This is a genomic window from Paraburkholderia sp. BGA-UO-ETr-F12 (assembly GCF_059567945.1).
The window spans coordinates 57,853-70,582 of record NZ_JCAQOZ010000029.1; the positions used below are offsets into that span (position 1 = coordinate 57,853).

The 12,730-nt window shown below is 60.8% G+C and carries 14 protein-coding genes and 1 pseudogene; 1 reads left to right on the forward strand and 14 read right to left on the reverse strand.

The window, feature by feature from the left end:
• Nucleotides 1-31: 31 nt before the first annotated feature.
• A pseudogene (locus tag AC57B6_RS12910) lies at nucleotides 32-284 on the forward strand (HAD family hydrolase); the annotation flags it as partial.
• Between the two features lie 519 nt (nucleotides 285-803).
• Here the strand turns inward: AC57B6_RS12910 and AC57B6_RS12915 are convergent.
• The 14 genes from AC57B6_RS12915 to fliT form a co-directional block, all read right to left on the reverse strand.
• Entirely contained in the window at nucleotides 804-1,109 is a 306-nt protein-coding gene (locus AC57B6_RS12915; RefSeq protein ID WP_496421490.1) for an IS66 family transposase zinc-finger binding domain-containing protein, read from the reverse strand.
• 35 nt (nucleotides 1,110-1,144) lie between these two features.
• Nucleotides 1,145-1,456, reverse strand: a complete 312-nt coding sequence (locus AC57B6_RS12920) for a hypothetical protein (RefSeq protein ID WP_496421491.1) — start codon at nucleotides 1,454-1,456, stop codon at nucleotides 1,145-1,147.
• 57 nt (nucleotides 1,457-1,513) lie between these two features.
• The gene (gene tnpB, locus AC57B6_RS12925; RefSeq protein WP_496421492.1) at nucleotides 1,514-2,248 is read right to left on the reverse strand and encodes an IS66 family insertion sequence element accessory protein TnpB; all 735 of its coding nucleotides are present in this window, start codon (nucleotides 2,246-2,248) and stop codon (nucleotides 1,514-1,516) included.
• A gap of 67 nt (nucleotides 2,249-2,315) precedes the next feature.
• The gene (locus AC57B6_RS12930) at nucleotides 2,316-3,119 is read right to left on the reverse strand and encodes a phytanoyl-CoA dioxygenase family protein (protein WP_496421493.1); all 804 of its coding nucleotides are present in this window, start codon (nucleotides 3,117-3,119) and stop codon (nucleotides 2,316-2,318) included.
• A gap of 8 nt (nucleotides 3,120-3,127) precedes the next feature.
• Nucleotides 3,128-3,706: a class I SAM-dependent methyltransferase gene (locus AC57B6_RS12935; protein WP_496421494.1), complete on the reverse strand. Its 579-nt coding sequence runs from the start codon at nucleotides 3,704-3,706 to the stop codon at nucleotides 3,128-3,130.
• Nucleotides 3,707-3,733: 27 nt separating this feature from the next.
• Nucleotides 3,734-4,825: an aromatic ring-hydroxylating oxygenase subunit alpha gene (locus AC57B6_RS12940; RefSeq protein WP_496421495.1), complete on the reverse strand. Its 1,092-nt coding sequence runs from the start codon at nucleotides 4,823-4,825 to the stop codon at nucleotides 3,734-3,736.
• A gap of 1 nt (nucleotide 4,826) precedes the next feature.
• Nucleotides 4,827-5,459 (reverse strand): acetyltransferase, encoded by a 633-nt coding sequence (locus AC57B6_RS12945; protein ID WP_496421551.1) that lies wholly within the window; start codon nucleotides 5,457-5,459, stop codon nucleotides 4,827-4,829.
• A 41-nt stretch (nucleotides 5,460-5,500) separates the two neighbouring features.
• Nucleotides 5,501-6,265, reverse strand: a complete 765-nt coding sequence (locus AC57B6_RS12950) for an SDR family NAD(P)-dependent oxidoreductase (RefSeq protein WP_496421496.1) — start codon at nucleotides 6,263-6,265, stop codon at nucleotides 5,501-5,503.
• Complete coding sequence (locus AC57B6_RS12955; protein ID WP_496421497.1) at nucleotides 6,262-7,326, reverse strand: ketoacyl-ACP synthase III; 1,065 nt, start codon at nucleotides 7,324-7,326, stop codon at nucleotides 6,262-6,264. The genes AC57B6_RS12950 and AC57B6_RS12955 overlap by 4 nt, the downstream gene beginning before the upstream one ends.
• 10 nt (nucleotides 7,327-7,336) lie before the next feature.
• Nucleotides 7,337-7,564, reverse strand: coding sequence for an acyl carrier protein (locus AC57B6_RS12960; RefSeq protein WP_496421498.1), 228 nt, complete (start codon nucleotides 7,562-7,564; stop codon nucleotides 7,337-7,339).
• 15 nt (nucleotides 7,565-7,579) lie between these two features.
• Nucleotides 7,580-8,623: a ketoacyl-ACP synthase III gene (locus AC57B6_RS12965; RefSeq protein ID WP_496421499.1), complete on the reverse strand. Its 1,044-nt coding sequence runs from the start codon at nucleotides 8,621-8,623 to the stop codon at nucleotides 7,580-7,582.
• Nucleotides 8,624-8,625: 2 nt separating this feature from the next.
• Nucleotides 8,626-9,771 carry a DegT/DnrJ/EryC1/StrS family aminotransferase gene (locus AC57B6_RS12970; protein ID WP_496421500.1) on the reverse strand — a complete coding sequence of 382 codons (1,146 nt, stop codon included), beginning with the start codon at nucleotides 9,769-9,771 and terminating at the stop codon, nucleotides 8,626-8,628.
• Complete coding sequence (locus AC57B6_RS12975; RefSeq protein ID WP_496421501.1) at nucleotides 9,768-12,140, reverse strand: tetratricopeptide repeat protein; 2,373 nt, start codon at nucleotides 12,138-12,140, stop codon at nucleotides 9,768-9,770. Before AC57B6_RS12975 ends, AC57B6_RS12970 begins: the two co-directional genes overlap by 4 nt.
• Nucleotides 12,141-12,419: 279 nt before the next feature.
• Nucleotides 12,420-12,719 (reverse strand): flagellar protein FliT, encoded by a 300-nt coding sequence (gene fliT / locus AC57B6_RS12980; protein ID WP_496421502.1) that lies wholly within the window; start codon nucleotides 12,717-12,719, stop codon nucleotides 12,420-12,422.
• Nucleotides 12,720-12,730 lie beyond the last annotated feature (11 nt).

The window sequence follows — 12,730 nt, forward strand, 5'->3', positions numbered from 1 at the left end:
CGCTTCTAGACTCGACAAACCTTCCCCCCAGATGGCCGATTTCGCTTTCGACGCCGTAATCTTTGACTGCGACGGCGTGCTCGTCGACTCCGAACCCATCACCAACCGCGTGCTGCCCGAGATACTCGGCGAGCCAGGCCGGCAGTTGAGCGTCGAGGAGACGATGCGCATTCTCGTCGGCAAGGCCGTCAGGGATGAAGCACCGCTGATCGTAGCACGCACCGGCGTCGCGATTACGTCAGAATGGCTCATGCAATTTCGCGTGCCGCAACGCAGCGCTTGATCGCTTGAAGGACATGGCGCAGAAGCGTTAAAGGGCGCTGGCGGCACTCTCCAGAAAACGCAGTATGTGCTCTTTGAAACGCATTCGAAGCAGGAAATTTCCAAAGCCTCTGATATTCTTCAGGAGGCTGGTTTCCGGATCATTGCGATGCGTAACAGAACCCTGATCTACGAGCGCAAATAGGCGCCAGTGAACGGCAACTGACCTGCCGGAAGAAGCCAGTCCACCACCCGGCCGTCAGTTGCCTCAACCGTGCGGCCGGCGCAGCACCGGGAAACATCACAGCCAGAACTTTCATGAAGATACAGAACTTTTTGATGATTACGCTACCGGCAGCGCTGTTGATTGCCGCTGTGTGGATCGCGCGCGTCTTCGGTCTAGACAGAATATCCGACCGTCAAGGATGATGGACGCTGAGCCCATAGATCTCCCAGGCTGGAAATCTATCACGTCCGAATTCTGCTTAACGAAGAGGTCGTCGTCGAGGGGCATGGCGACTTCGGTTATCTGCGCGCTTTCGTCAAAAGATGCGACAGCCGTCGACGAATTTGGCCGTCATGACTATGGCGGTCACGTTCGCACTCGCGTTGCTGCCCGGCAGCGGCTGGGCCGGCATCTTCGCCCTCACGGTCGGCGTACTGTCGCCGCGGCGCTGGCCGTGGAGGCAGCCGTATTTGAGGCGTGCGTGCTGCAATACCCGGACCTTCGCGGCAACCAGGTCCATCTGCTCGCTCAACTCTTCGCCCATGCGGCGTAGCGCCGCCTGGCAGCACGAGCAGACCTTCTCATCTTCACTCAGATCGTATTCGATGCGCTTGCGTGGCAAGTGCGCCGGCAGCGGCCGACGACCGTGCTTCTTGCCTACGGGGGACCGCGTTGCGACAAATCCGTGTCGGGCAGCGTCACGGTGCCATCGTCGTAGTCGGGCTCGCTTAGCGCGAGTTGTTCGGCTTCGTCGAACACGCGGTCCTTGAACTTCTCGCTGCTAGGAGCCAAACGCTTGAGTTGCGCCAGACGGAAGAGTTCTTCCAGTTGGACAACGCTTGCCAACAGTTCGGCGATACGAGCTTCGTCCTTCTTGATGCGAGCAGCGTCTTGAGCGGCTCGCGCCTCGAGTTGGAGGATATAGGCCTGAGCGTTGCGCGTGAGGTGTTTGAGATCGTTGGCGTCCATTGCCGTACGATATCCAAGTGTACCATCCGGTGGGTTTACGTATTTTCAGAATTCGCCTCAGCGAACCTCACGCGCAGACATCGCCCGATGCGCAATCGTCGTCTGCCAGTTCACCCCGTCGAGCAACCAGCGCAGCTCGCGCGCCGCGATTTCCAGTGCCGCCGTATCCCTCGCGTCGCGCGGCCAGAGAAATCGACCTTCCTCAAGGCGAAGATAGTGAAGCCAGAAACCGTTCGTCTGCCAGTGAAGAATCTTAGAGAACCAAGGGTGAACCAGTGAGGACTCACCGGATCGAGTTCGAGCGTCTGGGCCACCATCAGCGATAGGCCGTTGATAGAGCGACGCATGTCGGTGGCGCCTTGCGCCAAATAGACCTTGCCTTGCGGACCATCCCACATCACAACGTCGCCAGCAGAGGCGCAGCCAGTCGAGCTGCGCGCGCGAACTCAGCCGAATCACAAAACCGGCGGGCGTTTGGATTTCCAGCGGTACGTTCCGCGCTTCAGACGTGTCAGGGCAATTCTCATCGTCCAATGGCATCTCACGATCAACGCCCCGGTTCATCGGCACGGCAATCAAGTTCGGCTTGCCGACCCGCTCGCCTCGAGCAAGCGGTGGCGGTTCCTGTAAAAACCAGATCCATTCACCCCTTGGCCTTTGCACCACGCCTGCACGCTTACTTAGACCAGAGTTCTTCTGGTCCTCAAATCGCTTGGTCCACACCTGTCTGCGCTCATCATACCGATTCGCCATCTGCCCGACCCCGTCATTAACCGAGCCGTCATTGTTCAACTCGAAAACTTCAACGTGCACTTAAATTGGCGCTCACCCGCGTAGTTCGATGATGTGATTGCTTCGCTTACGCCTGTTCCGCCGCGTGCTCTTTCTCGTACTTGATGAGTTTCAACACACGCGAATTCACGAAGTAGCGAACGTAGTTGGTCGGCGAATAGAAAATATCCGTTTGCCATTCGCCGCACAGCAGGTCCTTTCCGGTCGGATCGTCCGCTGGTTGCACGATCGTGTCGGCCATGATCCGGTCGATGCCCGACACGTTCGGGCCGGACTCGTGCCATAGCGCACTGTTCATGATCACGAAGTCGCCCGGATTCAGTTCCGGCGTGACTTTCGGCCACCTGAAATCGAAGCTGTCCGGATTGATCTCGCCCGCATCGCCGAGCACCCCCAGTTTGTGCGAACCCGCATGGAACGTCATGCCACCGTTGTCCGCGTTCACGATGCCAAGCGGCACGAACATGCTGCACTTGTTCAGGTTGCCGAGGTGATAGCAGCTGTCCTGATGCAGAAACACTTTGTTCGAACTGAACTTGTCCTTGATCACGAAGCGGTGGTTGTACAGCGCGACGTGCTCGCCGAAGATCTGCCGGAACGTATCGGCGAATACGGGCTCCCTGTACATCGAGGCCAACGTGGGCGGCAATTGCTCCGTCAGCGAAACCGGGTTCGCCTTGTTGACGTCGCGGCCGTCGCGCAACTGTGCATCGTAGAACGCCTGCCATTCCTGCTGCCACTCCTGTACCACGGGCTGCGGAATCGCGTTACGCATCACGAATACACCGGTCTCTTCGAAGACGTCCGGATTGAAAGTCTGAGAGGCGATCTGATCGACAGCTGCCTCAACGGATGCGAGAGTAGTTTTCATGTCGAAGACTAGATGAATCGGAACGTCAGTTCGCTGTCTTGAGTGTTCTTGTACTTGTTGCATTTCGCGAGCATGTTGTACTTCAACGGAAACAGCTCGCGCTCCGGCGACTCCAGAATGTCGATCTCGACGATGTCGAAGTTGCGCAGCAGCACGTTCCAGCCGTGCTCGGTGATGCGCCAGCAATCCGGCGACGGTCCGTGAATGCGCCAGTTCAGCGGTGCGGAGATCATCAGATGGCCTTCGTGCTTGAGGATGCGGCGGATTTCCTTGACTGTGTCGAACGGGTTCAGCGTATGTTCGATCACGTCCATGCACACCACCACGTCGTAGGCGCTGTCCGGAATCACCGCGTTGACCTTGGTGATGTCGCCGACGATCGTCGGCTTGTAGGTGTCTACCACGTCGAACGTATCGACGCTGAAGTTCGCGAAACTCTGCCGGACCAGCGAGCGGTCCTGCGGCCCTACTTCGAGCAGCTTGCCGGTGTGTTCCGCGAGGCGGCCGGCGGTGCGCCAAACGAAGGCGTCCATATGGTCCCGCGTGAGCGGGAAGGTGTCGTTATCGAATTTTGATGGCGTCGCCATGGTGCAATTCTCGCTGGGGTGTTGGCTTCAGTCAATGGTGCCCGCCGCATACAGCGGAGCGGATTCGTCGATCGACGTCTGGATCTGCTGCAGCACTGTCAGGCTCGTTTCGCCGACCGCGCGGCAAGATTGCCTGAAATGGTCGATCTTCACTTCCGCATCTGACGGAAATCGGAGCGCGTCGGTTGACCAGCTTTCTTTGGGAAGCAGCTTGCAGACTTTGTGGTCCTCTTCGAACACCTGGCGGTTCATCCGCACAGTGGCTTCGAAGAACGAGTCGAGCACGCGTGCTGCATTGTCATTCGCCGTGTTCGCCACATACAGGCGGCTGGTGAAGCGCGTACGTCTCTCTCCGTGCGCCGCGGGAAAATAGTTTTGCAGCGAATACGAGTAGCCGTAGGTCGACGAAATCATCGTGAACGGAAAGAGATATAGGCTCATATAGCCCTCGTACTGGTAGTCGATGTTGAACAGTTTGCGCAGCCGCGACAACTGATTACCGAGCCGTGCATTGCCAAGCGGTGCGTACCAGATCGAGTTCGCACCGTCGAACACGTCCTCGCCGTCGCGAAGCTGCAGTGTCGCGAGCGTCTCCGCGTGGACCGCGGAGATGTGATAGGGCTCGAGCGCGTTTTCGACCGCCAGCGGCCAGTAGCATTCGTAGTCGTAGCGGTTCAGATCGAGCCGCCGGTCGACGTTGAATGATATATTTTCGAGAATCTCCGCCGTCTTGCCCAACTGCTCGTACAAACCCCTCTGAGGTTTGAGCGCGAAAAACACGAAATCGCCGCACCAGTCGATCCGGAAGGTATTGAAGCGTGCCTTCGCGATGTCGCACGACTCGAAGCGTTCTTTCTCGGGCACGATGATCATGCCGTTCCTGTAGGTCCAGCCGTGATAGCCGCAGGTCGCCGACCGGTTGCCGTGCGGGTCGGTGTACAGGCGGGCGCCGCGATGTGGGCACTTGTTGTCGAACGCGACGATCTCGCCGCCATCGTTGAACAGCACGATCTCGCCGACCACGCTGTCGAACTTGACGAAGTCACCGTCGTCGGACAGTTCGCGCCGATGGCAAGCAAGGTGCCAGTGCCGCTCGAACAGGATCTGGTCGAGGTTCATGTCAGAGTTTCTTGGCGGGCGTGGTATAGAGCACCGCATCTTCCGCAACCGAGCGCATCACAGTCGCACCGGCGCCGATCTTCGCGCCCGAGCCGATTGTGAGCTTCGGTAGCACTTTCGCGCCGCTGCCGAAGAACACGCCTTCGCCGGTTTGCACGAAGCCGGTCAGATCGACGTGTGAGCTCAATGTCGAAAATGCGCCAAGCTTGACGTCATGTCCGACGCTCGATAGGACGTTGATCGCGACGAAGTCGCCGACATGGGCGTCTGCTGACACCACCGCCTGAGGACACACCACCACGCCTTCGCCGAGCACGGCCGAGCGCGCAATCACCGCAGTCGGATGCACGAGCGTCGCGAACAATGCGCCGCGCGCACGCAGACGCGAAACCACCGCGCGTTTGGCTGCGGGATTGCCGATCGCGACGATCACCGCTTCGCCATCCAGCGGGCGATAGTCGTCGATGTCGCCGCGCCACTCGAGCTGGTAAGGATACCCGTCCAGCGCGGCCGGACTGGTATCGAGAAAACCGGTAAAACGCTCGCTGCGGCCCGCATCGGCCGCGTCTTCCGCCCAATTGATCAGCTCGCGCGCGAAGGCGCCGCAGCCGGCGACGATCAGTCGTTTCTCCATCATCGAACCTTGTTTCTCCATCATCGAACCTTGTTTCTCCATCATCGAACCTTGTATCCGCCGTCGACGACCAGCGTCGTGCCGGTAATCCAGCGGCTCGCACCGCTCAACAGGAACAGCGCGGACTGCGCGACATCGTCGGTTTCGCCGAAGCCGAGCAGGTGGCTCTTTTCGTATGCCGCCAGGACTTCGTCGGGGCTACCGCTCGTCAGCCTGTCATGCATGGCGGTGTGAACCGCACCCGCCGCAATCGAGTTGACTCGGATCTTGCGCGGGGCCATTTCGCAGGCAAGCGAACGGATCAAGCCGTCGATAGCGGCCTTCGCGGCGGAATACGCGGTCATGCCAAGCTGGCCCGTCGAACCGGCCACCGACGACATGAAGACAAGCGAACCGCCGTCCGCAATCACATTCTTCTTACTGCTGGCGCGCGCAATGCCGAACGCCGCATAGAGACTGCTGCCGAACACCTGATTAAGTTGTTCCTGTTTGGTCAGCTTCGCGGGACGGATCAACTCAACGCCGGCGGCATGAAACACACCGGCGAACGTGCCATGCGTCTCAGCGAGATGGCTTACCCATTCGGCAGTTTGATCGGCGTCGGCAAGCGACGCGACGGCGGCGGCATGGCCGCCGCCGTGAAACCCGGCGAGCGTTGCCTGAAGGCGAGCTTCGTCCCGCCCTGCGGCAACCACACGGCCTCCCAGGCTGGCGATCAGTTTTGCGCTTGCCTGGCCGATGCCCGACGACGCGCCGGTCACGAGATAGAGACCGCCGGCGAGGCAGTTGTCAGCAAATAGTGTCATGTCTCGATCGTGTCCACGATGTTGAGCGGCCCGACCGCAAGCGCCGCCGAGGCCCACGAATAGCCGACGCCGAAACCGAACATGCCCAGTTGCAGCGTGTTTTCCTTCAGGCGGTCTTTCAACTCGGTCGTCATCAGGAGCGGGATCGATGCGCAGCTCGTGTTGCCGAAGTCGCCGATATTGGTCGGCACGCGTTCCGGCGGCAGACCGGCCTTCTTGGCCAGATGCTTCAGCATGAACAGGTTTGCCTGGTGGAACAGAAAGGCGTCGTAGGTGTCCTTGCCGTGGCCGGCGAGTTCGAGCGTGCGCGATACCAGCTTCGGCACCGCGTTGAGCGTGAAGTTGAAAATCTCGCCGCCGTCCATGAACAGGCATTCCGGCGATTTGCCGGCCATGCGCGCGTCGGCGGCGGTGTCGTATTGCTTGAACGCGCCCGAGGGCACGATCAGATTGCGCGTGCCTTTGCCGTCCGCGCCGATGATGAAATGCGACGCGGCATCGCTTTGCGTTGCTTCGAGTGCCGTCATCGTGCCCGCGTCGCCGAACAGCAGCGTGGTCGAGCGGTCGTTCGGGTCGATCATCTTGCTGATCGTATCGCCCACCGCCAGCAGCACGCGCTTTGCCGCGCCGCTTTGAATCAGGTTCATGCCGAGCCACAGCGCTTGCGGATAACCGGAGCAGCCGAGGTTGATATCGAACGCGAGGCACGAGGTCGGCAGGCCAAGGCCGGCTTGCAGCACGAACGCGGTGCCGGGCAACCGGTAATCGGGCGTTTGCGACACGAAGATCAGCGCATCGATCGAGTCCAGCTGCCAGCCGAGCCCCGCCAACAGCTTCTCACCGGCCTTGCGGCACAGATCGCCGGTGCTGGTGTTTTCGTCCGCCCAGCGGCGCCGGTTGACGCCGATCATCTTGATCACATCGCGGACGGCAGACTGATCGAATCTCTCGGCGAAATACTCGTTATCCACCTGTTTCGAAGGCACGCACGACACCACGCCCGCGATGCGGGCGCCTTGCGTGCGTAACTCGCGTCCCGCGATGAAGTCCGGCGAACTCATGGCTGACTCCTTATGCTGCTTTCTTCGGCGTGCTGATCAGGGCTTCGATGTCGGCGATCGTATTGCAGTTGTTCAATTCCTGGCCGCTCAACATCACGTTGAAGCAGTCGTCGACCAGCGCGATCGTCGACACGACGGCGAGCGAGTCCCAGTTGTGTTCCTGCAGATCGAGTTCCGGCGTAATCAGGCTCGCGTCGATCTCGAAGATTTCGGCCATTCCTTCGTAAAACTTTTCCATTTTCACTCACTCCCGCTAGTAATTCAGAAGACAACCGGCCCACGAGTAGCCGACGCCAAAGCCCAACAACATCAACCGGCTGCCGTGCGTGAGCAGCCCGTCGTCCTTCATCTGCTTCAAGGCAAGCGGCACTGTTGATGAGACGGTGTTGCCGCAGTGTTCCATCAGGATCGGAAACTTGGCTTCCGGCACCTTCATCTTCTTGCGCAGCGCTTCGAGCATGAAACGGTTCGCCTGATGCAGCACGAAGAAGTCGACTTCCTCGCGGTCCAGGCCAGCCTTTTCCAGCAGCGACGTGGCTGCCTTGGGCACTTCGGCGAGCGAGAACGCCATCACCTCGGCGCCGTTCATGTACAGGTGTTCGTCAGTGCGCACGTTGCCGGACGCGTCCTGCCGTTCGACCGAAGTCGCCGCGCGCTTCGGCTCGCGAAACAAGCCGGCTTTGACGATCAGGTTCTGCGCACCGCGGCCGTCCGTGCCGAACACGAACGGGCCGATCGACGCGGTGCCGCCGGCCGCGCCGGTGATCGCGGTTGCGGTGGCGCCGTCGCCAAACAGCGTGCGTACGCTCTTGTCGAGCGGGTGCACATATTTCGAATAGGTGTCGGCCGTCAGCAGCAGCACACAGCGCGCGGCGCCGGTTTCGACCAGACCCTTGGCGAGCGAGAGTCCGTACACGTAGCCCGAGCAACCGAGATTCACGTCGAAAGCGCCTGCGTGCGTCGGAATGCCCAGACGGTCTTGCAACACGCAGGCCGAAGCCGGCAGCACATAGTCGGGCGCCTGCGTACAGAGAATCACGAAGTCGACGTCCCGCGCGCTCACGGCGCCTTGCGCAAAGAGGCGCTGGGCCGCTTCATAAGCGAGATCGGAGGCAGTCTGTTCCGCCGACGCGATATGCCGTTCCTGGATGCCGGTCTTTGCCAGAATCTTGTCGGCCGGCCACTCGGGATAGAGCTCCGCTAGCTGCTCGTTCGTCAGGACCTGTTCCGGCAGGAACCCGGCGATGTCGAGAAGGCGTGCTTGCACGCGCGGATCGGATCGGACAGAGGACGTCATGGTCAGCAATCCGCGATGAGTCCGATGATTCGATCGAGCATGCCGTCGGTCAGTGCCGGAAAAATCGGAAGACACAGCACCTGTTGCGCGGCGGCGTGCGCAACCGGCAGATTTTCACGGCGTGCGGACGGCAAACCCCGATAGATCGGGAAGTCGGAAATCAGCGGGTAGAAGTAGCGGCGCGCGTAGATGTCGTGGGCGCGGAATTTTTCGTACAACGCGTCGCGGCTAATCGCAAATTCCGGGCCGACCAGGATTGGGAAGTACGAGTGATTCGCCACTTTCTCGCCGGCTTTCTGCAAGCAGCGAATGCCGGGAATGTCGCGCAACCGTTCGCGATAGATCGCGTCGATCTGCGCACGCCGGGCCAATGCTTGGCCGATGTGCTGCAGTTGCAGCAGACCGAACGCGGCATTGATTTCGCTCATTTTGCCGTTGATGCCGGAGGCCACCACCGTCACTTCATCGACAAAACCGAAGTTCTTCAGACGGTCGATGCGCTGCTTGGTCTTCGCGTCCTGACAAATGATCGCGCCGCCCTCGAAGGTGTTGAGCACCTTGGTGGCGTGGAAGCTCAGCACTGCGAGATCGCCATGTTCAAGCACGCTGCCGGTGTCGGTCTGAACGCCGAACGCGTGCGCGGCGTCGTAGATCACTTTCAGGTTGTAGTTGTCGGCGATCTTCTGGATGGCTTCGACATTGCACGGCTTGCCATAACAATGCACCGGCATGATCGCGGTGGTCTGCGCCGTGATGGCCGCTTCGATCTTCGCGGGATCGAGATTCAGCGTGTCCGGATCGACGTCGACGAACACCGGCTTGATGCCGTTCCACACCAACGAGTGGGCGGTCGCGACGAATGAATAGGGCGTGGTGATGACTTCGCCCGTCACGCGCAGCGCCTGTAACGCGGTAAGCAACGCCAGCGTGCCGTTCGTGAATAGCGCAAGATGGCGCACGCCGAGATACTTGCACAACGCCTGTTCGAATTGCTGATGAAACGGGCCGCCGTTGGTCAGCACCTTGCTGTCCCAAATCTGCTGCAGATAGGGGATGAACTCTTCGAGCGGCGCGAGGTGCGGCTGGGTGACGTAGATACGCTCGTCGATCGGCGACTCGATAGCGCGAAGCGGCAAAGCTGCGTTCACTTTGGTTCCCCTTTATCGGACAGCGCGGGCGCTGTGCTGGCGGCGCCGGTTATCTCTTCCATCGAAACTTCGAAGGCGGCGGCCGGTTCGCCGTTGCACCAGCGTTGCCACATGATCCGCAGCGCGCGCGAGACGCCGGCCGCGACCACGTCTGGACGGAATGTCGCGGAAGCGGCGCAGCGCTCGCGCAGGCCGGTACGGATCGCGGCCAGCGCCGGGACGTCCGAAGACAATGCGACACCTCGCGCGACGAATTCTTCCTTGCTCGCGACAACGAAATCTTCAAGGCCGACGTGCGACATCCAGGTCGTGCCGGCTCGACTCGCGAGTGTGTTGCCGGCGATCGTCAGGGTCGGCACGCCCATCCAGAGCGAGTTCAGCACCGTGGTAGAACCGGTGTAGGGGAACGTGTCGAGACATATGTCGACATGAAAATGCTGCTGCAGGTACACCGGAATGCTTGAACGTCGCCGGAACGTCAGGCGCTCGTGCTCGATGCCTTCGGCGGCGAACCAGTCGATCATGAGTTGCTCGTCTTCGTCAGTCGCGACCGCGCCCAGCAGCATTTTTGCGCTCGGCTGCGCGCGCAGCAGTTCGGCCCACAGCGCGATCACGTCGCGGCGCAGTTTGTTCAGGCGGTTGAAGCTGCCAAACGTAACGTAGCCATTATGCATGGCTGGCAGAATATTGACCGGCGGAGCACTGACTTCGGGCAGGAAGGTCGCGCTTGAGGGCAGATGGACGATCTTTTCGGTGAACATCCGCTCGGCCGGCCCAAACGGCACGCCAAACTTGTCCACCAGGCAGTAGTCCATCGCGCTCAGGCCGGTCGTGCCCGGATAACCCATCCACGTCACCTGAACCGGTGCTGGCTTGCGGGCAAACGTCAGCAGCCGGTTGCGGCCAGTGTGGCCGGACAGGTCGAACAGAATGTCGATGCGCTCGTCGCGGATCTTGTTGGCCAACTGGGCGTCCGGCATGCCGGTGATCTGGTGCCACCCGTCGGCGCAATCGCGCAGCAACTGTGTGTAGTCGTCTTCCGCGATATGGTTGTTGTACACGTGCAAGGAGAGATTCGAATCCTTGGCCAGGTGCTCCATGACCGGCAGCAGGTACGACGCAACCGCGTGACGGAACAGGTCGCCCGAGACGAGGCCGATCTTCAGTTTGCGATCCGGCGCCCGTTTGTTCACGTGGCGTGGCCATTGCGCGCGCACAGGATCTTCATGCCGGCGCGCGAAGTTTGTGTGCTCGGCGAACAGCGTATCGTGGTCGATCTCCGGGTTGTGCGACAGCGCGAACAGGAAGTTGTTGGCCGCGATGTGGTCTTTTGGATCATGTTCCAGTGCGGCGCGGAAGGCCTGCTCTGCTTCGGCCACGAAACCCAAGTCAAGGAGTAGCACTCCCAGCGTGCTATGCGCGGAGGAGTTGCCGGGCGCGAGCTCGATCGCGCGCCGCGCGGCGGCGAGACCGTCGGCGACGCGGCCCTGATGGACCAGCGACATGCCGAAAATTCGCTGCGCTTCGGCGTAGTCCGGATTGATCGCAAGGATCGCGCGGCATTCCTTTTCGGCGTCCGCCTGCAACCCTTTGAGACGCAGCGTATCCGCCAGCACAGTGCGGCTTTCGAGTTCGTCCGGAATCAGTTCGGCAGCTTTGCGCAGCGGCGCGAGCGCTTCGTTGTAACGGCCCAGACGGTGCAGCGCGATGCCGAGCCAGCGCCACGAGTTGCCGTCGCCGGGGAAGCGCTCGCTAAGCGAGCGGGCGAGTTTCACCGCTTCGAGAACCTTGCCTTTGTTGTATAGCGATGTGTAACGGTTGGTTTCCTGCTGGCTGATCCGGCGGCCCGAGGCGATGGCCGTGCGGGCTTTTTTTGTGGCTGGCGGCGTGTTCGCTCCGGTTGCAGGGTGTGACACCGGGTTTTTGGCCGAAACAGGGAAGGTCTGTATGACTTTGCCGGGGTTGGCCATCCGCACGATCAGGCCGTCCACCGCCGGCCCTTTCAGCCCTTGCTGCTGGCCCATCTCGAGTGCAAGCCACGCTGCAGCGGTTTCGCCGGCATCGATCAGCGCGCTGATATAAGCCGCCCAATATTGGCCGTTCCGTGGCTGCAGACCCAGGCTCTCCTCGAACAGTGGCAATGCGTCTGCCGATCTGTCAATCTGGCCGAGCAGCACGCCGAGGTTGTACAGCACATCGGTGTGGTCGGGTTTCGCGTCGAGAATCGCGCGGTACAGCGCTTCGGCGTCGTCGAACTCACCCTTGTGGTGGTGCTCCAGTGCGGCCCCCAACACAAGCGCAATGTCATGCTCGAGCTGTTGTTCGGACGTCAAGGGTTCAGCGGTCGGCTGCTCGGTCAGGAGAGTCATGGTCTCTGCGCGGAATGGTCTATGTGGGAAATTGTGCGACGAAGAGGGTGTTTCCGATGCGCGGAAATGACGGTGAAAAAGCCGCCTGTTTAGCGTATGGAGAGGGGGGTGGAAGGCCGAACGCCAAGAAAAAAGCCCGGAGGAGGCGGGCTGAGGGAACGAGCGCACCTCGCTTCGGCACGTAGCTCTTTATTGTTGGGTCATGCGGTTCGGGCGGCTCGGTCCCGCGTTTCGGTCGATCTTTTGCGGTCGAGGGCGGCCTCCGGACTTCGAGCCCGCTTACAGCCGGGCCACCCGCTGATATTCGCCGACAGCCTTGGCGCGCCCGATCGCCGCTTTGAACTCGATGTGAAGTTCGTTCTGGGTGGTTTCTGCGTCCAAGAGCAGCGCCCCGTCGATGGCCTGGATCTGGCGGATCACCTCCAGCGCGGCTGGTTCCTGATCCGGGGTCAGCGACATCAGCAGCGGCGAGCGCGCTTCGGTCAGGCGAGCCGCCTCCGGCCAGTCTGCAAGCGAGGCCGCCTGCTCGATTTCCCGAGTGATCGACAGCAGGCGCTCAACCAACACCGTCTGGTTCATTTCGGTCGGAT

What these genes read in the sequence shown, in the direction of transcription:
- AC57B6_RS12920 (WP_496421491.1), bottom strand. Translation starts at nt 1,456, where the DNA reads ATGGACGCCAACGATCTCAAACACCTCACGCGCAACGCTCAGGCCTAT.
- AC57B6_RS12930 (WP_496421493.1), bottom strand. Translation starts at nt 3,119, where the DNA reads ATGAAAACTACTCTCGCATCCGTTGAGGCAGCTGTCGATCAGATCGCC.
- AC57B6_RS12935 (WP_496421494.1), bottom strand. Translation starts at nt 3,706, where the DNA reads ATGGCGACGCCATCAAAATTCGATAACGACACCTTCCCGCTCACGCGG.
- AC57B6_RS12940 (WP_496421495.1), bottom strand. Translation starts at nt 4,825, where the DNA reads ATGAACCTCGACCAGATCCTGTTCGAGCGGCACTGGCACCTTGCTTGC.
- AC57B6_RS12945 (WP_496421551.1), bottom strand. Translation starts at nt 5,459, where the DNA reads ATGGAGAAACGACTGATCGTCGCCGGCTGCGGCGCCTTCGCGCGCGAG.
- AC57B6_RS12950 (WP_496421496.1), bottom strand. Translation starts at nt 6,265, where the DNA reads ATGACACTATTTGCTGACAACTGCCTCGCCGGCGGTCTCTATCTCGTG.
- AC57B6_RS12955 (WP_496421497.1), bottom strand. Translation starts at nt 7,326, where the DNA reads ATGAGTTCGCCGGACTTCATCGCGGGACGCGAGTTACGCACGCAAGGC.
- AC57B6_RS12960 (WP_496421498.1), bottom strand. Translation starts at nt 7,564, where the DNA reads ATGGAAAAGTTTTACGAAGGAATGGCCGAAATCTTCGAGATCGACGCG.
- AC57B6_RS12965 (WP_496421499.1), bottom strand. Translation starts at nt 8,623, where the DNA reads ATGACGTCCTCTGTCCGATCCGATCCGCGCGTGCAAGCACGCCTTCTC.
- AC57B6_RS12975 (WP_496421501.1), bottom strand. Translation starts at nt 12,140, where the DNA reads ATGACTCTCCTGACCGAGCAGCCGACCGCTGAACCCTTGACGTCCGAA.
- fliT (WP_496421502.1), bottom strand. Translation starts at nt 12,719, where the DNA reads ATGAACCAGACGGTGTTGGTTGAGCGCCTGCTGTCGATCACTCGGGAA.